The following is a 22,227-nucleotide window of genomic DNA, read 5'->3' as shown; positions in this document are numbered from 1 at the left end:
GTCCTAAAAAAAGTTAATCTTATCCTGACAAAAAATAATCGCTGTCAGGATTTCCCCGACAGCGATTATTTTTATATAATTCCATTCTCCATTGCATAACGTACCAGCTCCGCACGTTTATGCATCTCTAGCTTTTCCATGACCCGTGCTTTATAGGTTTCCACCGTCTTTACACTGACATGAAGCAAATCGGCAATATCCTGGTTGGTGTGTCCTAAAGCAAGATTTCTCAGCACTTCCAACTCCCGCTCACTGAGCTGCTTCAGCTTCTTGCTCTCCTTTTCAGGCTCCCTCGGGCTGACCAAATGCCGATACACGAACTCCGCAGCCATGGTTGGGTAGATAAACATTTCCCCACGAGCCACGGTGCGAATGGCGGATAAAAGTTCCACATCGGCGGCCTTTTTTAACACATACCCTTTCGCACCCACCTGTAACACCGCTTTAAGATATTCTTCATCATCGTGCATGGTAAGGACTAATATTTTTAGATCCGCATGTTTTTTTAGGAGTTCTTCAATACAATCCACCCCGTTTAGTTTCGGCATGGTTAGATCAAGGAGTACGAGATCCGGGTGGAGGTCATCCACTCGATCAATCGCCTCCTCTCCGTCAGAAGCCTCGCCAATGACCTCCAGGTCAGGCTCAGCATTAAGAAGAACCTTAAGCCCCGCCCGAAGAACCGCATGATCATCCGCTAAGACAATCCTAAGCTTCTTGTTCACCGTTTACTCCCCTTTCCCCATTTTCCATAAATTCGTCCTGAATAGGAATTTTAATAAACACCGTTGTGCCCGTACCGAGTTTTGATTCAATGTTTACGGAGCCTCCGAGTAAGGCAGCCCGCTCTCGCATCCCAAAAAGGCCTAAACCATGACTGGGTTCGTTTGTGACATTTTCAGTGTCGAAGCCTACACCGTCATCCTCAACGATGGCTGTAACCCAATGCTCCCGCCAATCCAACACTACAGAAACAGAATCCGCCTGAGCATATTTGGCTACATTAGTCAACGCTTCCTGAATAATGCGGTAGAAGGCTACCTCCGCCGATGCCGTAAGCCTTTGTCCCTCGAATCCAGAAGCATGAAAGTCCACTTCGGTACCATACTTCTGTTGGTAATCACGGATATAGCGTCCAAGGGCTGGAATAAGCCCCATATCATCCAGAACGCTGGGGCGCAGTTCTCTCGCCATATGGTGCACTTCATCCAAGGTCTGAGAGACAACCTGCCTCATTTCTTGTGCTTTTTCCCCAACTGAACTAATCGAAGTTTCCGCTTCCAATATCTTTAAGCCAACCATCAATGAAGTTAATGCCTGACTTGTTTCATCATGTAACTCACGGGAAATCCTTTTTCGCTCTTCCTCTTGAGCAATCATCACCTTCTCAAGAAGTTGAATACGCATTCCTTCATTTTCTTTTAGCTTGGCGAGTAAGTTTTCACGCTCACGATTGGTTTCGCTGAGACTATTAATCATTTGATTAAAGGCCTGAGTTAAAACTCCTATTTCATCTTCTGCTCTAACTGTTCCTTGAACAGTTAGATTACCACGAGCGACCTTTTGGGTGAGGGCCACAAGTTCTCGTACAGGTCGGGTTAAGACCTTAGTTAAGATAACCGCTGCCGTAATCCCTAATGCCGAAACAAATAAGGCTGTTGCCACGAAGCTCCATACCATGGTTACTACGGCTTCCCTTAGGCCTAGTTCGTCCATCCCAACCCGAACAGTGCCTAACTTACCATCAAGAATGGGGACCGCTACATCTCGTACTACCCCAATCTCTGTTGCAAAGGCAGTAAGATGGGATCGTTCCGCATCCCTTACACTATTGGCCTTGAGCAACTCATTAGGAAAGACATTCCCAAAAGTATGGGCCAAGACATTTCCATCTGGATCAAGCACAAAGATATAGACAAGATTTTGATTATTCTTAAGGGTTTCATTAATCATTTCATACACGGAAAAAGTATTTTTGATGAGAAGATCGTTTGTCGAACGTGCTGCCACATCACTGCCTATAGATATTGCCCGCATATCTAATTGATCGCGTAAATTAGTGGTCAAAATGTTTCCCATAATCCACACACTCATGCTGGTTAAAAGCACGACAATGCCAATGACTAAGCCTAATATCTTATACTGAATTTTCAAGTTGTTAAAATGCAGCCACATTCGACGCAAATAGTGTTTTACCTTCATGCCATTCTACCCCTCAAATTGAGTCAGTTCATACTTAATTCAGCTCTGGAACAGCTTTTATCATTACCTCTATGGCCCCATAGTCCTGATGGCTGGGCAGGGCAAATCGTTCGTAGTTCAGATTTTTTAATGCCTCCTGGCCTAATGGATCGCTGTCCATGCGTAAAAGAGCTTCTTGTAAAACTGTCCGCAGGTTTGGATCAATAAATTTATTGACAACTACTGGCGGACTGCCTACTTCTTGCGACCGGTTGATAATCTTCAATTTAGTGGCCAGCGTTGGATCTTTGGATAAGGCGAACTCGTATACTAAGGAGTCAACACCTGCTGCATTGACCACGCCATCCAGCACTGCTTTTATGGAATTATCATGACTGTAGGTATAAACAACCCGATTAAAGAAATTATTGGAAGAAGCTTGAATTTGATTCACCAGATACATTGGGTAGATGGTTCCCGAAAAGGAAATCGGATCGGTATAGCCAAAGACCGAACCCTTAAGTTGTTCAAATCGGCTGATTTGACTCTGGGCGTTGACAATGATATAGGACTGATAAGTAGATTTACCATTAACTACGGGCACCGCCAGAAGATCCAAATCATCCTTATTTCCAACCACATATGCCCCTGAACAAATAAAAGCAACATCCACGGCCTGAGTTTTGACAAGATTGTTAATCTCTTGGTAGCTCCCCCGTTGAACCAATTCCACTGGCCGACCGATTTCTTTTTCCAGATATTCGTCAAACCTATCATATTCCTCCAGCGTTTCCCGAGGGGATAACACTGAAGCCACTCCCACCTTAAGCACGCCTGTATTTTCTAAAGGTTGTGGATTGGCTTGGGAATAGTCAACATTTTTCAAACTGACATAGGGCAGAGTGGAATTCACTTGACAGCCTGTCAATATCAATGTAGCGAAAACTATGAAAATGATAGATGAATACCTTCTCTTTGTTACTCTCATAATAATCGATACCTTCTTTTCTTTTTGATAAAAGAACTCCAAATTATATAAAGAAGTATACCATAGAAAAAGAGTCTGTAGCATAAGTCCACTTCGGATCATTCAAAAAGGCCTTCTTTCTGACTTTTCACTACTTATAAATATTTTTGAATATACATATTGACGATCATCGATATTACAGCGTAAAATAGTCATATCGATGATAATAGATTTGAGGTGAGACTGAGTATGGAAAACGAGCATGAATACAACGCGAAAGTATTCAAAGCATTTAGTGACCCGAATCGCTTGCTGATCTTGAAAATGCTGCAATATGGCGAGCGGTGTGCCTGTGAGATACTAGACGATTTGGCTATTTCCCAATCTACACTGTCCCACCACATGAAGATATTATGCGACTCGGGAATTGTTAACTATCGCCGACATGGTAAGTGGATGCTCTACTCCTTAAATCAGGAAAATTGCCAATCTGCCAGAAACTTCTTAACAGAAATCACATCCATGAAAGATCTCTGCGATATTAATGAACCCAGACAAATATGTTAAGTAATATTCAAAAAAGCAAGGAGGAATAACAAATGAAAAAAATGCAACTCTTCGAACCTGCGATGTGCTGCCCCACCGGTATATGTGGCGTGGGTGTGGACCCCGAATTGCTGCGGATTTCCGCTGTTCTCAATGCTCTAAAGAATAATGGTTTCGAAGTGGATCGTTTTAATCTGACCAGTGCACCGATGGAGTTCATCAAAAATAAGGCTATCAATGACTTACTTAGCAGTAAGGGAGTCGACGCTTTACCTGCTGCTCTTTTAGACGGCAAAATCATTATCACCGGCAGATACCCCAGCAATGAGGAATTCTCACAGCACCTGAATATTCCCGTGAGCCAATTAAGCGAACCTAAAAAACTTCTTAATACTCTTCCCAAAAACCCTGGGTGCGGTTGTCCGGACGGAGACTGTTGCTAATCGGAGACTGTTGCTAACCTGACGATTCTGACTTTAGCTATATGAGGGACTGCCCCTCTCTTCTTTTTATCTCTTCTCACTCAATAGTCAACTCTTCCTTTGAAATGCTTTATGAAATGAGGTTTGAACTATGAAACTTTTCCATCCAGACAAGATTCAACTTACTCAATATTTATTCTTCACAGGCAAAGGCGGCGTGGGAAAAACCTCCACGGCCTGTGCCACGGCGGTAAATTTAGCCGACAATGGAAAGAAGGTCCTCCTGGTGAGCACTGATCCGGCTTCAAACCTTCAGGATGTTTTTAATAGGGAACTATCCAACAAAGGTGTACCGATTCCAGAGGTCCCTAATCTTATGGTAGCTAATCTCGATCCTATTCAAGCTGCCGCCGATTACCGGGAAAGTGTCATCGCGCCTTATCGGGGCAAGCTACCCGAGGCAGTGCTCAAAAATATGGAGGAACAGCTTTCCGGTTCCTGCACAGTAGAGATTGCGGCGTTTAACGAGTTTTCCCACTTCATTACGGATCAAGAAATGGAAAGCCAGTACGACTATATTATTTTCGATACTGCTCCTACCGGGCATACCCTGAGAATGCTGCAGCTCCCTTCGGCGTGGAGCAATTTTATCAGCGAAAATACCCATGGTGCCTCCTGCTTGGGACAGCTCTCCGGGTTAGAGAGCCAAAAAGAGATCTATGCCCAAGCGGTGAGAACCCTTGCCGACGGCTATAAGACAACCCTCGTTTTGGTCTCTCGCCCTGAGGATACTCCTCTCAAAGAAGCTGCCAGAGCTTCTCAGGAGCTCGCTGAGTTGGGGGTCAGCAATCAACTCCTGGTGATCAATGGGGTTATCAGTTCCTATGATGACTCCATCTCTGCAGGCCTGTATGGGAAGCAGCAAAAAGCTTTACAGGATATGCCAGGGCAATTGCAAGGCTTAACCGCATATACAATACCCCTGCGGGCTTATAATATTACAGGTATCGACAATGTGAGGGCTCTGCTTACTAAGGATAATTATGCTTTAAGTGATGAAATACTATCTGTACAGCATCTCCCTCAACTCAAGGATGTTATCAATGATCTGGATGTTTCCAATCGAAAAGTCATCTTCACCATGGGCAAAGGCGGCGTTGGCAAAACCACTATTGCTGCCGCCATCGCCATGGGGATTTCTGCTCGTGGAAAAAAGGTTCATTTGACCACAACTGACCCGGCAGCCCATCTTAAGTTCGTGATCCGTGAAACGGATGGCATCACGATGAGCCATATTGACGAAGATGCCGAGTTGAAAAAGTATCAAGAAGAAGTCCTCTCCAAAGCTCGTGAAACCATGTCTGAAGAAGATTTGGCCTATATCGAAGAAGATCTGCGTTCGCCATGCACTCAAGAAATCGCGGTATTTCGTGCCTTCGCTCAAATTGTGGAAAAAGCAGAGGATCAGGTGGTAGTGATCGACACGGCCCCCACGGGACATACCCTTCTCCTACTCGATTCCACCCAAAGCTATCATAAAGAAATTCAGCGTTCCCAGGGAGATATTCCTGAATCTGTGAAAAAGCTCTTGCCAAGACTCCGCAGTGCTGAGGAAACAGAAGTAATTATCGTCACCCTGGCAGAAGCTACCCCTGTATACGAAGCCTTGCGGCTTGAAGCCGATCTAAAACGTGCGGACATCGCCACCAAATGGTGGGTGATTAACTCTTCACTCTATATGACGGATACCACGAATCAACTCCTTGCTGCCAAGGCAAGCAATGAAATCGAGTGGATCAATAAAGTAGCTGAACATTCTCATGGCAAGTTAGCCGTCATTCCATGGAGAGCTGAAGACATTAAAAGTGAGAATCTCCTTGAGCTTTAAACGAAAAACATTCGTTTTCTAATCAACAGTATTGCGTTCCCCCTAAAATATGGTTAAAATTGAGGTATCACTTATTTCCATCTATGCCGCTCTCAGATAAGGAGGCCTCTATGAGAATCAAAGAACCCATGAATACCCTGACTCATTTTATCCCCTTCATTGCCGCCTGGTTTGGGCTCGTTTCCTTAATACTCCTATCCTATGGAAGTCTCTCCAAGGTCATTACCATGACCATCTACGGGATAAGCGTTATTGCTTTGTATGGAACCAGTTCACTCTATCATGCCCTGCGGACCACTCCCAAAAAAGAGCTTGCTTTACGCAAAATCGACCATATGATGATCTATGTACTTATTGGCGGTTCCTATACACCTGTCTTTTACTATGGTTTGGACGGAGTCTGGCGTTGGGTCATGCTCATCGCTGTCTGGACCCTGGCTGTGATCGGAATCGTTTTAAAGATATGGTTTATTAATGCGCCGCGTTATGTATCCACAGCTTTCTATGTAACCCTGGGCTGGATCGCCCTGGTGCCCATCGTGCAGCTGGTCCATAACCTCCCCTTGGGGGCCCTGATCATGATGGTGGCCGGCGGTGTGATGTATACTTTGGGAGCTGTTATCTATGCTGCCAAAATCCTGCGGATACCCCGCCTTCATCTTGGCTTTCACGAAATCTTCCATATCTTTATTGCCGCCGGGACTCTGATCCACTTTCTGATGATCCTGATCTATTTTGTCCCTATGACCAGCTGATCTAAACCTGCTAAGCATAAAAAACAAAAATCCCCCTGGATTGAGCAGACAAGAGTCAATCCAGGGGGATTACTATTTCCGGAGCTTTACCAGGCCTTGCTTATTGGAGGCTTGCGGCCAGACGCTTGCCTAGCTCCACGCATTCCAGCAGATTCTCTTCACTGGGGGTCCAAAGAGCGCGGACACCGTCGTCGACAACCTCAAAACCAGCCTTCTTCAGCTCTTCATTCAGCAGCTTGATCACTTCGCCGCTCCAACCGTAGCTGCCAAAGGGAACTGCTTTCTTATTCTTGAATTTCATGCCTTTGATCTCTTCCAGAATGGCGGCTATGGAAGAGAGATAGCCATTGTTGACCGTTGGTGAGCCTACGGCGATAGCCTTGGAACGGAAGACCTGAGCGATCACCTCGGTACTATCGGAACGGGCTGTGTTGTAAAGCTTGACAGTAAGATTGGGGTTGGCCAGGCGAATTCCCCGGGCAAGGGATTCCGCCATTTTGCGGGTGGAATTCCACATCGTATCGTAAAGGATCGTCACCTGCTCTTCCTGGTACTCAGCAGCCCACTCCAAATATTTATGCACAATCTGCAACGGGTTGTCCCGCCAAATGACCCCGTGGCTGGGGCAAATCATGCTGATAGGCAGCTCCATCTTCACGATCTCCTGGATTTTGGCGGTGACCATTTTGCTGAAGGGAGTCAGGATGTTGGCATAGTATTTGAGCGCTTCGGCATAGAGCTCACCGGTATCCACCAGGTCGTTGTACATATGTTCAGAAGCAAAGTGCTGGCCAAAACCATCATTGCTGAAGAGGATATTATCCCCGGTTAAATAGCAGAACATCGTATCCGGCCAATGCAGCATTCTGGCTTCAATGAAAATAAGCTCCCGGCTGCCAATATTCAGCCGATCCCCGGTCTTGACCTCGACGAAATTCCAATCCTGATGATAGCTCCCCTGGAGAATCTTCTTGCCGTTGGCAGTGCAATAAATCGGCGTATTCGGGATCTCTTCCATAAGGAAGGGCAGGGCCCCGCTGTGATCCACTTCATTATGGTTCATGACAATATAATCAATCTCGTTTAAGTCGATTTCCTGCTTGAGCTTAGCGATGAACTCACGTCCGAAGGGCTCCCAAACCGTATCGATCAATACAGTTTTCTCATCACGAATGAGATAAGAGTTATAGGAGGATCCCCGCTGTGTGGAGTATTCTTCCCCATGGAAATTACGGAGCTCCCAGTCAATCTTTCCGACATATGTAATGGTATCGTTGATTTTAAAGGACATACAAAACTCCCCTTTCTCTTATTTGCAATTACTGTAATATAGTTTGTCCGCAAATGCAAGTTTTTCGACAGAAAAGACCGATCCTTCCTCAAGTAAAGATCGGTCTTGATCGGGCTTCCCATTCATCATTTTTTTCAAGGATTGGTGAAGAAAACCAGCCCCATGGTAAAGGAAAAGACTAAGAAGAGTACCTGCAGCCCCACCAGCAACCTGGCTGTAATGGATTCCGGAAACACGGAGCTCCCTGTGGTGGCAAAGTTGGTAATGCTGAAATAAAGAAAGGTCAGCAATTCTTCAATCGGCTCATCTTCGACCTCCGCCGAAAAGCTGCTGTAGTCCAAACGGTAAAGCCAGGTATAGACTGCGGCAAAATAGAGAAGCTGGACGGTAATGGCACCGGCAATAGGCCAGTATACATCCATCAAATGTCCATCTGCTAAAATAAGAACAGAATAAATATAAGCAGATAGTCCTGCCGTAACAATACCCGTATAGACCACGCTGCCAATCTTGCCTGCTACGGCCTTATCCTCTTCCTCCCTTTGCCTTATTCCTCTGAATATCGAAGTGAACAAATAATAGGCCACAGTTCCTGTCATCGCCGGAACCAACAGCCATACATTTGCGTGTGCCGCTCTCTTGGCCTCAAACCGCTCTTCTTCTTCCTGGGGAGGAATCGGCGCAGTCCGCTTAATATGACCAAGAAAGCTGGGTCTTGGATAATTTGAAAGATAAGAATCTGCATAAGATGAGTAATCTGCTATAGATCCATACACCAACCATCCGCCCTTCCTCTCTCTGCTCTATATGGTATTATATTCCTCAAGCAGGGCTGGGTTACCATTTCCTTATTTTTGTACTGGTTTCACGCTTTCAAAATTCCTCAGTTCGGAAACGGTGACAAAACGATAGCCCTGCTCCCTCAGCCGGTCAATGATCGGACCTAAGGCCCGGATGGTTTGCTCCCGCTTCTCTCCCCCGTCATGAAGCAAAATGATCCCTCCCGGAAAGCTGTTGTTGACTACATTTTGAACGATTTGGGCCGGCCCCGGATTCACCCAATCCCTGCTGTCTATACTCCAAAGAGTTAAAATATGCCCTTGCTCCTTAACCCCCGCCAAAACTGCGTTGGAAATAACTCCGCCCGGCGGTCGGTAAAAGGCCGTGCGCTCCTGAAGCACTTCCTGCAAAACCTCATCGGTACGAATCAGCTCTTGAACAAATTTGCTGGGGGTGTAAGTATGAGAATAGCCATGATTGCCAATCTCATGTCCCTCCTGGCGGGCCCGCAGCAATAAATCCGGATTATTCTTAGCACTTTCTCCCAAGACGAAGAAGGTGGCTTTGACATTCTTTTCTTTGAGCACATCGAGTATATATCCCGTATAAAGAGGATCAGGCCCGTCATCAAAGGTCAAGGCCATCACTTTTTCTTCTGTATGAACTAAATAATAGGTTCCCGGATGCTTCGTAATAGCCGGAAAAGCCAAGTCCGTATAACGGATACCGATTCCCAGCAGTACCAGCCCCAGAACCATCATACTCAAACGCAACCCTTTGCGGCTAAAGATAATGATCCGCAAATCCATCCCTCCTCTTAGCCCGATGTTTAAACATATGCATTTATGCCTGTTCCAAACACAATTCTCTAAACAAAAAAAGATATCGACAAGGAAGAGTCTCCTTGTCGATATCTGAAATCAGCATAGTATCAACTATGATTTGAAATTATGCTCTGCCGGTTGTCTGAAGCTACTGGCGGGGGGCCCACAGCATTACCGTCACTCCCACCAGGCAAATCGCGGCCCCGATCCAATCGTATGTATCCGGCATCTTCTTGTCCACACCCCATCCCCATAAGACGGCAAGGATGATGAAAACCCCTCCATAGGCGGCATAAACCCTGCCAAAGCTGGGGAATTTCTGCAGGGTGGGGATAATTCCGTAGAATACCAAAATAATGGCTCCAATCACGCCGTACCAATAAGGCCTGGCCTCTCTCAGCCAAAGCCAGACCAGATAACCGCCGCCAATCTCAGCTAACCCGGCCAGAATAAATAAAATCGCTGCCTGAACCATAGGCATTAACCCTTATAAGTATGCCAGTGGATTTTTTCCCTTAGGAGCTCATCCTCTGAAGGCCCTTGCCGTGTTTCTGCAGGATAGCCTAAAGCTATAATAGATTCCACTTGAAGATGGTCAGGAATGTCCAAAAGCTTTTTCACATACGCGCCGGCCGGAGTGCCGTCCTGATAATTCCGTTCCCTAATCTGAACCCAGCAGGAGCCCAACCCCAAATCCTGAGCCTGCAGCTGGAGAATGATGGTGGCGATGGACGTATCTTCAACCCACACATCGCTTTTTTGAGGGTCCGCGCAGACGACAATCCCCAGTGCAGCACCCTTAAGCGGCTGGGCTCCGACTTTAGCCAGGGAAAGCTTGGCCAGGACTTCCTGATCCTCCACCAGGATAAATTCCCAAGCTCTGGTATTGCGCGAGGTCGGGGAGAGCAAAGCAGCGCGAATCAATTGCTCCACTTTTTCCTTCTCAATGGGGGTATCCGTGTACTTGCGAATACTCCGGCGCTTTTGTAAAAGCTCTTTCATATCCATAGTGATCATTCCTCTCTTGCTTTTGCTTGCCTAGTGCATAACATTACAGGTGGAGATTACTCCACCTGTAGCTTTATTATAGCACAATTAGCCTCGGCTTACTAAAATTCACAGAATTCTTAGTCCTATCCCAGATTAGAGGCATCCATAAGATGAAGCATCTTCAAGCCCATCTCCAGCTCAAGGCGATTTTTACTATCTTCCAAATCCAATTGGCCGACTTCCTTGATCCTCTCCAAGCGATAGAGGATGGTTTTATAGTGGATAAACAGTTCTTTGGCAGCCCTGCTGGCATTTCCGTTGCATTCCAGAAATACTTCCAGAGTTTTCAGTAGCTCAGCTTCATTGTCCTTATCATATCTGAGAATCCTCAGCAGAGCCTTGGGAATGAATTCTTCCAGGGAGTTCCGCTCGGCAAATTTACAGAGAATACGGAACACCCCTAACTCCGAAAAAGCCACAATGGCGCTCTCATTGCTGATCATGCCGCCATAGCTCAAAGCATCCAAAGCCTCTTTGTAACTGCGGGGGATTTCCTCCGCTCCGTGAGCTAAATCGCCGATTCCCACTTCCACGATCAGCTTCTTCATCCGCTTTTTGACCTGCTCTTGAGCCTGCTTGGCAATCTTTTTGATTTTCTCCAGGGAATTCTCCTGAGGATTAGCTGCAACCGGCCAAAGCAGTACAATAATATCCACTTTATTGCCGATAATGAAGTCCCGGGTGCGGGTTTTTATGACTCCCGAAATGGTTGAGGTAATTTCCGATTTAATGCTTTGCAAAGCCATCTTTTGCTGGGTGCGATGCTCCACATGATAAGCGTCAAGATTCTTCAAATCAAAAAGAACCACATAGTAAGGGCGATTAAGATCCCACTCCATGAGATTGATGCGCTCCTGGGCATTGGTTGAGCTCAGCTCCCCGGAAAGGATGTGCTCAATCAGATCATTCTTGAATTTATACTCCACTTCTTTAACAGCAAAACGCTTCACCATATCCAGGGTGGTCACCGTAGCGGCCTGTTCAATACTAATAAAATCCATCTCTACAATAGGCTTATTCAACTCCACTATGGTTAAATATCCCTTGAGCTGATTAAAAGCCTGAATAGGAACGACGACCTGGGGAATACAGCGTCCGTCAAGATCAGGGTAGCATACGGATTGCCGGTAATAGGAAAATTTGTCGTTCAGGTTCTCCCTTAAGGCAAATTCTTCAGGTTCCTCAAATCGCTCTATTTGAGGATTGGTGCTCTGCAGGCATTTAAAATTCTTATCATAGACCACCACCGGATTGCCGACCAACTCTTCCAGGGTTTGGCAGATGACCGCTAAGCCCTCACATTGCAAAGCTAAGGTTGTAAACCGCTCCTGAACATCTTTATAATACTTGAGCTTCACTACCTGGGAGTTAAAGAGCTGCTCCATCACCGGATACATAATATCCACAAAACGGACACTGCCATCCACTTCAATCACGGGCAGCCCATACTCATTGGCCGCCTCAATAATTTCAGGCGGAATATCGTTGACAAACCGCCGTACTTTTATAGCCAAGGCTGAAACCTCTTTCGTGGCCATTTTATGAATAAATTCCCGATAGTCCATCCCTTCACCCGGACCTGAGTATAGGCTGGTGAGCAGAAGCTCCCCTCCCGATAACCAGTTGACAATATCCGGCGCTTCGATGATGGTAACACCTTTGACTATATTATCAAGCTTCTGATAACCTGCAACCACTTGAGAGGTCTTCAGAGGTCCCACCTTCAGCAGATCTTTGACTGTAATCTCCAATGTTACCACCTCTTGCACCGTATTATTTCCGGGCAGATGCTCTGAGCAGCTTCCCGCTTAAAGCTTAATATCCCGATTGCAATCCTTAGTGTAAATATAGGTAAAGGGAGTGCGTCCCACCCCATAGCATGCTTGGGGAACATAGGGGCCAAACCAAATGAAGTCTTCCTTCTTCACCGGAATCCACCGTTCATCAATGAGATAGACCCCTTCACCTTCCAACAGATAAAGTCCATGCTCCTGAACATGGGTCTCAATAAAAGGATGGCATCCTCCCGGCAAAAAGCTTAAGACATGGAAGTTGACATCAAAGCCTAAATCCGTAGGCAGCAAATCCTTAATCCGCACATTCTCCATGCCGTCATAGGGCGCATAGGGCATATCATTGAGACGGCCCACCACAATCCGCGCCGCATGTCCCTCCACAGGGCGGTAACGCTGTTTATAAAGAAGCAGCTTCCAGGAGGCATCCCCGACATTGCGAAGTTCCACTCCCAGGGAAGCGGGAGCGAAAACATAACCGCTTTCATCGATGCTGTACTCCTGCCCTTCCACCAAGACCTTGCCCTGGCCGCTCAGGCAGTAGACAAAGGTCTCGATTCCCTCTTCCTGAAAGGGCTTCACGGTGCCGCCGCCAGGCAGCACCTCCACAGTATACATGGCGAACTGGGGGCCATAATGGGGGGAGGCAATAATACTGACATGACATTGCTCAAGATTAGGAAGAACATTTTTCACCCGTCCCTCAGGAGGAATCAAGGCATATCTTCCATGTTGGACTACAGCTCGTGTGGATAACAGATCATTAGGATAACCCATTTTAACTTCTCCCTTCTATTTTAGCATAAAAACTTTGCCAATTGAGATTATATTCTTAATGTTCGCCATAAAGTCAAGTTCCCCTTTATCCTAAGATGACAAAAACGCACACTTTATAGTCCAGTTATCTTGCCCTTATTTCCTAAAAAAGATGATAAAATCCCCTTAATTCCCGATCTTTATTTATCCAAAAGTGATAAAAGAAGAAGGGAGCGTGAGACGATCCCTGCCCGGACCGCCTCACGCTCTGCCTTATCTTATCTTTTCCTAATCCCTATACTTCAACCACGCACATAATTTCCACTGCGGCTCCACCGGGGAGTTGGTTGGTGCCCAAAGCCATGCGGGTGTGTCGTCCTCTCTCCCCAAAACAGGTGAGCAGAAGTTCAGACGCCCCATTCATCACTAAAGGCTGCTGGGTAAAATGTTCCGCACTGCGCACATAACCGATGACCTGAACAAATTGCTTAATCAAGCTCAAATCCCCCAGATGCTCCTTCAAAGCTGCCAAACAATTGGTCATGGCAATTCTGGCTGCTTCCTGCCCCTGCTCAACGGAAAAATCCTCGCCGACTTTGCCCAGGAACACATACTCCCCTTGGCGTTTCGGGGTATGACCGCAGACATAAAGCAAATTTCCCGTGGGAATGACTCGTGCATAATACCCATCCGGTTCCGAAGGAGCGGGTAATTCCAAGCCATACCTTAGCAGCAAAGTCTCTTCAATCTCCAGCATGAAGCCTCCACTCCTTCAACTTATACCTGTACCGCCGTATCCAGCAGCACATGATACAGCACATTAACACCGTCGGCACAGTCTTCGCTGCTGCTCCACTCGGCAGGATTATGACTGATCCCATCCTTGGAACGAATGAAAATCATACCGATAGGGCAGATATTCACCATTTGCATAGCATCGTGGCCCGCACCGCTGGGAAGACAGAAATACTGCAAGCCGATTTTTTTACACGCTTCTTTAGCCGCGATTTGGAATTCCTTGGAACAAGGAGCCGGCGGAATCCGTTGCAGAAGTTCGGTCTCCAACTGAACTCCTCTTTCCTGGCAGATCCTGGCCAGGTCCTTGAATATGGCCGCCTCCACTTGATCGCTGACCTCCTGGGAGGTATCCCGCAGGTCCAGAGTAAATTCCACACGGCCAGGAATAATATTAATTCCTCCTGGAAAAACATTGAGCCGGCCAACCGTTGCTACCGTGCTTCCTGTCTTTTTAGCTTCCCCCTCGATGACCTGAATCATTTCCGCCGCAGCCACTAAAGCATCCTGGCGGAGATTCATGGGAGTGGCGCCGGCATGCCCTGCTTCCCCTTTAACAATAAGTTTCATCCATAGCTCGTTGACAATTCCTGTCACGATCCCTACGGAAAGATTATTGCATTCCAAGACCTTGCCTTGCTCAATATGGAGCTCGATAAAAGCCTTAAGTTCTTCCGGAGAGCGAACGGCGTCCTTGATTTTATTGGGGTCATAGCCCTGATTGCGCATAGCTTCGGCCACAGTAATGCCGTTTCTGTCTTTGATCTCTAAATCTTTTTCGGTAAGGTCACCAATCACGCCGCGGCTTCCGAACATACTAAAGCTAAACCGGGAGCCCTCTTCATCATTGAAAGCGTAGACTTCAATGGGGTGTTCAGTGCTGATTCCCTGCTCATTAAAAGACTGCAGCACTTCGATGGCTCCGATGATGCCAAGTCCGCCATCATAGATTCCGCCATCACAGACCGTATCAATATGAGAACCTGTGAGCACCACCGGTGCCTTGGGATTCCGTCCTTCCCGACGGCCAATCAGATTTCCCACCGCATCTTCCCTGACGATCAATCCGGCTTCCTGCATATAGGATATGACTAGATCTTTAGCAGCCCGATCTTCAGGAGTAAATGCATGCCGTGTCACTCCGCCTGATTCTCTATAGCCTATTTTCCCCAACTCCCGTAAGCGCCGATCAACCCGTTCACTATTAATCATAATGCCACCTCTTCACACTGCTGATAAACATTGAATTATCTTAATATTCTTATCCCTATTTTTTATTAATTTGCACCTATTGTCTTTGGCAACTTTGGATAATTATCTTTCCATATTTCTATCCTTTTACTGTTCACCCTTGGCCAATTCAGGGCGGACACTTCCTGAAGCCTTATTGCACCCGGATATGGAAACCCGGCTTAAAACATCATCTTCTTAGCCAAATCCGCTGAAATTTGCTGAAGAAAGCTCCGCTTATAACCCTCAAGTGCCGGAAATTACGGCCTTCCGAGGCCCAAAGCTCCTTGTTTTAGTCTGATTGGATAAACACTGGCTCACTAGATTGTCTCGAAATGATAAAGCCAAATGAAAATATTCAGTATATTCTTAATGTAAATTGGCCAATTAAACAAACCCTATGGTACCTTGCACATCGTTAAGATTACAGTTAGGGGGCATGAACGTGTTTAATCTCGTCATTAAAAACGGTAAGGTTGTGACTGCGGACAAAATTATTGAAGCCAGCTTAGGGATCAATAATGGCAAAATCGCCGCAATCATCGAGGCTGGAACAGAGATCCAAGCCGAAAAAGTCATCGATGCCAAAGGCAATTATGTCTTTCCGGGAGCCATCGATACTCATGCGCATTTAAACGATCCTGGTTATCTCTGGAGAGAAGATTACGCTCACGGTACAGCAGCTGCAGGAGTCGGAGGATTTACCACCATCATCGACATGCCGTTGCAAAATGAACCGGCCATGACCGATGGCCAAATTCTCGATAAAAAGCTGGAAGTCGTTTCTCCCAATGCCTATGTAGATTTTTGTTTCTGGGGCGGTTTAGTCGATTATAACCTTAATCAGCTCAAAGAATTGGACGAAAAAGGCTGCGTCGCCTTTAAATCCTTCATCGGGCCAGTCTCCCCGGATTATGTATCCCTCACCATCGGCCAGGCCAAAGAGGCCATGGAAATCTGCAAAGAGTTCGATGGCCGGGCAGGCTTCCACTGCGAAGATTATTCCCTGATCAAATGGGAAGAAGCAAGAGCCAAACGCAAAGACACCAACGATTGGCAGGATTTCCTGGACTCCCGTCCCGTGATTGCCGAACTGATCGCCACCCAAAATATTATCGATTTAGCCAAAGAAGTGGGAGCTAAGGTGCATATCTGTCATGTCAGTCATCCCCGTGTGGCGGAAATCATCCGCCAGGCCCAAAACGAGGGTGTGGATGTCACCGCTGAGACCTGCGGCCATTACCTCACCTTTACGGATCAGGATGTCGTCAAAAACGGCAGTCTTTTCAAATGTGCTCCTCCTCTACGTGATGCCGCAGCCGTGGAAAGGATGTGGGAATACGTCAATAACGGAACCCTGTCGGCCATTGCTTCCGACCACTCTCCCTGTGAGCTTAGTGAGAAAAGTGAAGAAAAGCACGGGGTCTTCGGAGCCTGGGGCGGAATCAGCGGCATCCAGAACGTTATGCAGGTAGTCTTCAGCGAAGGGGTCGTTAAGAGAGGCTATTGCCCTACCCTGCTGGCCCGCTCTTTAAGCGAAGGCCCGGCCAAAGCTTTCGGCATCTTCGGCAAAAAAGGTGCCATCCAAGTAGGCTTTGACGCCGATCTCGTGATCCTGGACCCGGAAAAAGAATGGGAGATCACACCCGAATCCCTCTACTATGTCAATCCCATATCAGCCTTTGTGGGCTTAAAGGGCAAGGGACTCCCTGTCTGCACTCTCGTCCGCGGCGAAGTCGTCGCCCAGGACGGACAATTAGTCGGACAAAAAGGCCATGGCGAATACGTAAGAAAAATCAAGTAAGGGCACAATGATTAAAAAGAATAAAAAGGAGGTTCAACCATGAGTCATTATGATCTAATCCTGCGCAACGGAAACGTGGTTTGTCCGGATGGTGTCAGAAAAGCAGACATTGCCGTCAGTGATGGTAAAATTGTGCTCATAGCTGAAGAAATCCCCGGAGATGCCAAGGAAATCATCGATGCCGCCGGCAAGCATATTTTCCCCGGTATCACCGATGGCCATGTCCACTTTAATGATCCCGGCAGAACAGAGTGGGAGACCATTACCACAGGGTCCAGCGCTTTAGCGGCCGGCGGCGGAGTTGCCTACTTTGATATGCCCCTCAACTGCAGTCCCTGCACTCTGGACGCCGTGAACTTTAACAACAAACTGGCCGTAGCCCAGAAAGATTCCTTGGTCGATTACGGTTTCTGGGGAGGGTTGACCTCTGCCAATTTAGATAAATTGGATGAACTGGCCGAGTGCGGAGTCATTGGTTTTAAGGCTTTCGCCTGCCACAGCGGTATCGATGAGTTTCCAAGAATGGATGATTATACGGCTTTAGTGGGTATGGAGAAATTAGCCAAACTGGGCCTGCCCCTTATGGTTCACTGTGAAAACGCTGAGATCACCAAGGAACTTACCGAATTATCCTTAGCCAACAATCGTACCGGCGTACGGGATTATTTCGCCGCCCGCCCCCCCATTACGGAAATCGAAAACGTTTCCCGGATGATTACCTTCGCTGAGGAAACCGGATGCAAATTGATTATCGCCCATATCAGCACTGCCAAAGCCGTGGAGCTTGTAGCTCAAGCCAGAGCAAGAGGTGTGGATGTCTACTGTGAAACCATCGGTCATTATTTATACCTCACCGGTGACGATGTCGAGCGTTTAGGTACGGTAGCCAAATGCTCTCCTCCCATTCGCGATGGGGAAAACCAGCTTCAGATGTGGGGCCGGCTCTTTAATGACAACATCGCTTTCGTTTCTTCCGACCACTCCCCCTGTGATCCCAAGCTGAAAAACGGTGAATTCATGCGTGTCTGGGGCGGCATCTCCGCTTGCCAGACCACCTTGCAAGGCTTGCTCACCCATGCTTACCATGACCGGAAATTCCCCTTGGTTAAGATCGCTCAGTTAACTGCCCAGCATGTCAACGAAATCTTCAAGATCAAGGACAAAGGTCAAATCGCCCTGGGCTATGATGCTGATTTTGCCTTGGTCGATCTGGATCATGAATTTACCCTGCAGGCAGAAGATCTCTTCTACAAACATAAGGTGAGCCCTTATGTGGGAGACCGTTTCCGCGGCTCTGTCAGCCAAACCATTCTCAGAGGAACCACGATCTATAAGGACGGAAAAATTGTTTCCCAACCCATCGGTAAACATTTAAGACCCCATCAATAATCAAAGCCTGAACCTGTAAAGGCAAAACCAAAAGAAGGAAGTGAAGGCGATGTCCTTAAACACTGACAATCATGCCGATGTGCATATTGAACACGCTCCCGGTGTAGAAGAAACCCTTTATCCTAAAAAAGCCAAAGACCGCACCATGGGACCCATCCCCTACATGTTTATGTGGATCGGCGATGGGGTCAACCTGGGTAATATGACCCTCGGCGGCAGCATGATTATTGCCGGAGTGGCTACCTTAAACATCTTCCAAACCTTTGCCGCAGCCATCATAGCCATCGGCATCATTTCCCTTGTTTTTACTTTGAACGACAGGCTGGGCTATCGGACCGGTATTCCTTATGTTATGCAGCTGCGCATGTCCTTCGGTGAGAAAGGTTCCGTTATCTCCTCTCTCTTGCGCGGTATCCCAGCCATCGTCTGGTACGGATTCCAAAGCTGGGTCGGTGGTACTGCTCTGAATGAAATTCTTAAAGTCTTTACCGGCGGGGCCTTTGACAACATTGCTATTTGCTTTGTCGTCCTGCAGCTGGTGCAGATTGTCCTTTCCATGTATGGCTTCCATGCTATCAAATGGGTAGAAACTCTGATCTCAGTCGTCCTCATGGTCGCCTTTGTCTATGTATTCGTTCTTCTGCTCACCAATTACAGTGATGTGATCGCTCAAAAATGGGTCTATACTAAAGGCACTTGGGGCCTTGAATTCTGGGCTTTCATTATGGTCTTAATGGGCAACTACGCCGCCATCTTCCTCAGCGCCGCCGATTACTCCCGTGAGCTCAAACAGGGATATGGCGATGTAAAGCGCGGCCTCTTCTACTTCTCCCCCATCGTCATCGCCTATGGTGCAGTCATCGTCATTGGTGCCATGCTTGCTTCCGCTACCGGCAACTCCAACCCTGTTAAGGCCTTGGCTATTGTTTTCAACAATGACTTTGTCACCGTCTTCGTCTCCGCCTTTATCGTCATGGGCGCCATTGCGGTCAACATGGTGGCCAATATTATTGCCCCAACCTATGTCATTCAATTGCTCACGAAAATCAAATACAAGCCGGCCGTTGTCATCACTGGTCTCCTTGGCCTTTGCTCCTTCCCTTGGGTACTAGTCCAAGACTCTTCTTCCGCAGGTCTGGCCACGTTCATTCTTATCTACTCCGCTTTCTTAGGACCCATCGTCGCCATCATTTTAGTTGAATACTATATTCTAAGAAAACAAAAAGTGAATGTAGTAGACCTTTACAGGGCGGACGGTCCTTTCGCAGGCTATAATCCGGCGGCCATCACAGCCATGCTCATCGGTGCCGCAGCAGCCTTTACCCTGGTCGACCTGGCTTGGATCATCGGTCTCGTCGTCGGCGGTCTATCCTACTACCTTCTCACCAAATACGCGTTTAAAGGCTCCAAGTTCAAGGAAGGCACTATTTTTGAAAATAAATAATCCAGTCGGCTTCTTAACTTGAATTTATTGAAAACTGCTTCCGGCACCATGGCCGGAAGCAGTTTTTTTTACACTGTCGGACTCTGATGCCCCATTACGGCATCATTGCTGAATGAAAATTATGTTGCCTTATATCCCCTCAAAACATCAGGCCAACCAACGTAAAGCAGCCAACATAAGGCAGCCAGGCGACCGCTTTCGCCCAAGACAACAAGTGGGCTAATCGTGTCGATCTGGCACCAGCCAAGCCTTCTTGGCACTGCTTGTCGTTCTGTAGTAGTACAGTTGGCCAAAACTGTTGAGGTTTTAAGTTCTACCAGTGACCCCTTTATTTCGACTATTGAAAGGAAAGTTATAGACTGGGCAGAGGATATAAAGCATAATAGTATCAAATAATGAAACCGAGTTTTATATTACGAAACAACTCGCACTAACTTCTTACTGCCAGGCGGTTACCCAAACCGCGTTTTCAATACCCATTTTGTGAAACGACGTTTTACAATACAAAACAAGGAGGAGTATTTATGGCCTTATGGGGAAACGAGACAAATGACACCCGCTTGACTGAATCTTTGGCGGCCGGTCGGGTAAGAATGACTGGAGCCCAATTCCTGGCTGCTTTCTTAGCGAAGAAGGGGGTTTCCCAAATCTATGGCATTCCTGGTGCGGCTATTCTGCCTTTCTACGATGCCGTTCGTGAACTCAATATGGAATCCTATAATGTCCGCCATGAACAGGCAGCCATCTTTATGGCTGACGGCTATTCACGGGCCACAGGAAAGGTAGGCGTGTGCGCCGCCACCTCCGGACCGGGCGCCACCAACTTTCTAACAGGTTTATACAGTGCCTACAGCGATTCCGTCCCTCTGCTGGCCCTGACCGGCCAGGTTCCCACTTCCCTGATCGGCAAAGACTCTTTCCAGGAGGCCCCTATGGTTGAAATGGCCCGCCCAGTGACCAAGGCCGCTTACCTGGTGGAGAAGGCGGGGGACCTTCCCCGGATTCTCAAGGAAGGATGGGAGTTGGCCACCACAGGAAAAAAAGGCCCCATCTTGCTGGATCTCCCTTTGGATGTCCAAAAGGGCCTTGTGGAAGTGGATTGGAGTGAATTCGATTTTAGCCCACCCCAGCCCCCCAGGCAGGAGATTGCCCAAGATACATTGAATACAATATTGTCCATGCTCTATGAAGCCAAAACTCCTACCCTGCTGGCAGGCGGCGGCATTGTTCAGGGCAACGCAGCGGAACTGCTGCGGGAAACGGCCGAGCTTCTCCAGATTCCCGTAGTGTCCTCCTTAATGGGCAAGGATGCCTTTCCTAATGATCATCCCCTCTATGGAGGGTTGGTGGGCACGATGTGCCAAACTCCCCTGGGCAATAAAACCATCCTGGAGTCCGACCTTATTATCAATTTGGGAGGCCGCTTCGATGGCCGGGGGACAGGAGACAGCCAACGGTTCCAGTCGGGACGAAAAGTCGTCCATGTGAATCTGGATAATAGAGAGCTTTCCCGCCATATCTCTACCGAACTTGCCGTAGCAGCGGATATAAGGGACTTCCTGGAACACTTCCTCGCCTTTCTGCGGGATAAGGGTTTCATTCCTACCCCTCAGGCCCGGCAACGAATTCTCGACTTACAAGAGGAGCGCATCCGCTTGGCCCGCCGCACGAAGTTCGACACCCTTCCCCTCAAGCCCCAGCAAGCCATTGCTGAGGTACGGGAGGCCATGGCCCGGGATGGAATTCTCACCTTGGATTGCGGCATCAGCCAGATCTGGGCTACCCAGCTTTTTGAAGCCTATGTTCCCCGCTCCTTCCTGATTACCGGCCGGGCGGGAACCATGGGATGGGGATTGGGAGCTGCACTGGGAGCCAAGCTTGCATATCCTGACCGGCAAGTGGTTAATCTTCTAGGGGATGCCAGTCTTGGCATGTCTTTGCAGGAACTGGCTACGGCCGCCAAACACAATATTCCCGTGGTGGTGGTGGTCCTCAACAACTCCTTATTCGGACTGATCCGTCAGCAGCAAAATCTGCTCTTTGAGCAGCGCTGTATTTCCACCGATCTTGAGTATGAAAACCATGTGCAAGGTCATTCCCGCGGCTTGGACTTTGTGGCCACAGCACGGGGAATGGGAGTAGAAGCGGAATTAGTCGACGGACCGGATCAAATTCAGGGAGCTCTGGCGCGTGCTTTCAGCCAAAACCGCCCTTACTTGATTGAGGTTCTCGTGGATCCTCTGGCCCAATGTTCCGTTTCCCTTGACGGAACACTCACCGGTGTCTTGGAACTTGAATGAAGACGATGAATA

At 47.6% G+C, this 22,227-nt stretch carries 20 protein-coding genes; 8 read left to right on the top strand and 12 right to left on the bottom strand.

The features are described from left to right. Positions 1-71 precede the first annotated feature (71 nt). From DHAF_RS05995 to DHAF_RS05985, 3 genes are read right to left on the bottom strand one after another with little or no spacing between them, the layout of a single operon-like run. Positions 72-725 carry a response regulator gene (locus DHAF_RS05995; RefSeq protein WP_015943266.1) on the bottom strand — a complete coding sequence of 218 codons (654 nt, stop codon included), beginning with the start codon at positions 723-725 and terminating at the stop codon, positions 72-74. Next, positions 709-2,202 (bottom strand): HAMP domain-containing sensor histidine kinase, encoded by a 1,494-nt coding sequence (locus DHAF_RS05990; protein WP_015943265.1) that lies wholly within the window; start codon positions 2,200-2,202, stop codon positions 709-711. Before DHAF_RS05990 ends, DHAF_RS05995 begins: the two co-directional genes overlap by 17 nt. Before the next feature lie 34 nt (positions 2,203-2,236). After that, positions 2,237-3,094 carry a substrate-binding domain-containing protein gene (locus DHAF_RS05985; protein WP_242659941.1) on the bottom strand — a complete coding sequence of 286 codons (858 nt, stop codon included), beginning with the start codon at positions 3,092-3,094 and terminating at the stop codon, positions 2,237-2,239. A gap of 303 nt (positions 3,095-3,397) precedes the next feature. Here DHAF_RS05985 and DHAF_RS05980 point away from each other — a divergent pair, with 303 nt between their 5' ends. The 4 genes from DHAF_RS05980 (at position 3,398) to trhA (ending at position 6,759) form a co-directional block, all read left to right on the top strand. Then, positions 3,398-3,715, top strand: a complete 318-nt coding sequence (locus DHAF_RS05980) for an ArsR/SmtB family transcription factor (RefSeq protein WP_015943263.1) — start codon at positions 3,398-3,400, stop codon at positions 3,713-3,715. 32 nt (positions 3,716-3,747) lie between these two features. Then, positions 3,748-4,137: an arsenite efflux transporter metallochaperone ArsD gene (gene arsD / locus DHAF_RS05975; RefSeq protein ID WP_015943262.1), complete on the top strand. Its 390-nt coding sequence runs from the start codon at positions 3,748-3,750 to the stop codon at positions 4,135-4,137. A gap of 130 nt (positions 4,138-4,267) precedes the next feature. Beyond that, positions 4,268-6,004: an arsenical pump-driving ATPase gene (gene arsA, locus DHAF_RS05970; protein ID WP_015943261.1), complete on the top strand. Its 1,737-nt coding sequence runs from the start codon at positions 4,268-4,270 to the stop codon at positions 6,002-6,004. A gap of 110 nt (positions 6,005-6,114) precedes the next feature. Beyond that, a complete protein-coding gene (gene trhA, locus DHAF_RS05965) occupies positions 6,115-6,759 on the top strand; it encodes a PAQR family membrane homeostasis protein TrhA (RefSeq protein ID WP_015943260.1) in 645 nt (214 codons plus the stop codon). A gap of 100 nt (positions 6,760-6,859) precedes the next feature. Here the strand turns inward: trhA and DHAF_RS05960 are convergent, their stop codons facing one another. The 9 genes from DHAF_RS05960 to DHAF_RS05920 form a co-directional block, all read right to left on the bottom strand. After that, complete coding sequence (locus DHAF_RS05960; protein ID WP_015943259.1) at positions 6,860-8,050, bottom strand: anaerobic nitric oxide reductase flavorubredoxin; 1,191 nt, start codon at positions 8,048-8,050, stop codon at positions 6,860-6,862. A 134-nt stretch (positions 8,051-8,184) separates the two neighbouring features. Continuing rightward, positions 8,185-8,829 (bottom strand): hypothetical protein, encoded by a 645-nt coding sequence (locus DHAF_RS05955; protein ID WP_041271923.1) that lies wholly within the window; start codon positions 8,827-8,829, stop codon positions 8,185-8,187. Between the two features lie 69 nt (positions 8,830-8,898). Beyond that, positions 8,899-9,639: a polysaccharide deacetylase family protein gene (locus DHAF_RS05950; RefSeq protein WP_011461631.1), complete on the bottom strand. Its 741-nt coding sequence runs from the start codon at positions 9,637-9,639 to the stop codon at positions 8,899-8,901. Positions 9,640-9,802: 163 nt separating this feature from the next. After that, positions 9,803-10,129, bottom strand: a complete 327-nt coding sequence (locus DHAF_RS05945; protein ID WP_011461632.1) for a YnfA family protein — start codon at positions 10,127-10,129, stop codon at positions 9,803-9,805. A 5-nt stretch (positions 10,130-10,134) separates the two neighbouring features. Then, a complete protein-coding gene (locus tag DHAF_RS05940) occupies positions 10,135-10,662 on the bottom strand; it encodes a nitroreductase family protein (RefSeq protein ID WP_015943255.1) in 528 nt (175 codons plus the stop codon). 125 nt (positions 10,663-10,787) lie between these two features. Further along, a complete protein-coding gene (locus DHAF_RS05935; protein WP_015943254.1) occupies positions 10,788-12,455 on the bottom strand; it encodes a PucR family transcriptional regulator in 1,668 nt (555 codons plus the stop codon). A gap of 57 nt (positions 12,456-12,512) precedes the next feature. Then, positions 12,513-13,274 carry a (S)-ureidoglycine aminohydrolase gene (allE, locus tag DHAF_RS05930; protein ID WP_005813779.1) on the bottom strand — a complete coding sequence of 254 codons (762 nt, stop codon included), beginning with the start codon at positions 13,272-13,274 and terminating at the stop codon, positions 12,513-12,515. A gap of 274 nt (positions 13,275-13,548) precedes the next feature. Beyond that, the gene (locus DHAF_RS05925) at positions 13,549-14,010 is read right to left on the bottom strand and encodes a RidA family protein (protein ID WP_005813776.1); all 462 of its coding nucleotides are present in this window, start codon (positions 14,008-14,010) and stop codon (positions 13,549-13,551) included. 20 nt (positions 14,011-14,030) lie between these two features. Next, entirely contained in the window at positions 14,031-15,260 is a 1,230-nt protein-coding gene (locus DHAF_RS05920; protein ID WP_005813775.1) for a Zn-dependent hydrolase, read from the bottom strand. Positions 15,261-15,723: 463 nt separating this feature from the next. Here DHAF_RS05920 and allB (DHAF_RS05915) point away from each other — a divergent pair, with 463 nt between their 5' ends. The 4 genes from allB (DHAF_RS05915) (at position 15,724) to DHAF_RS05900 (ending at position 22,215) form a co-directional block, all read left to right on the top strand. Beyond that, positions 15,724-17,082 (top strand): allantoinase AllB, encoded by a 1,359-nt coding sequence (gene allB, locus DHAF_RS05915; RefSeq protein WP_015943253.1) that lies wholly within the window; start codon positions 15,724-15,726, stop codon positions 17,080-17,082. Between the two features lie 39 nt (positions 17,083-17,121). Then, on the top strand, positions 17,122-18,471 hold the full coding sequence (allB, locus tag DHAF_RS05910) for an allantoinase AllB (RefSeq protein ID WP_005813769.1): 1,350 nt from the start codon (positions 17,122-17,124) through the stop codon (positions 18,469-18,471). 49 nt (positions 18,472-18,520) lie between these two features. Then, positions 18,521-19,915, top strand: coding sequence for an NCS1 family transporter (locus DHAF_RS05905; RefSeq protein WP_005813767.1), 1,395 nt, complete (start codon positions 18,521-18,523; stop codon positions 19,913-19,915). Positions 19,916-20,439: 524 nt separating this feature from the next. Beyond that, positions 20,440-22,215: a thiamine pyrophosphate-binding protein gene (locus DHAF_RS05900; protein WP_015943252.1), complete on the top strand. Its 1,776-nt coding sequence runs from the start codon at positions 20,440-20,442 to the stop codon at positions 22,213-22,215. The last annotated feature ends 12 nt before the right edge of the window (positions 22,216-22,227 follow it).

It is taken from the genome of Desulfitobacterium hafniense DCB-2 (assembly GCF_000021925.1).
GTDB classification, from domain to species: domain Bacteria; phylum Bacillota; class Desulfitobacteriia; order Desulfitobacteriales; family Desulfitobacteriaceae; genus Desulfitobacterium; species Desulfitobacterium hafniense.
Note: the sequence above shows the minus strand (reverse complement) of the source record. Positions and strands in the feature narration are given on the sequence as shown.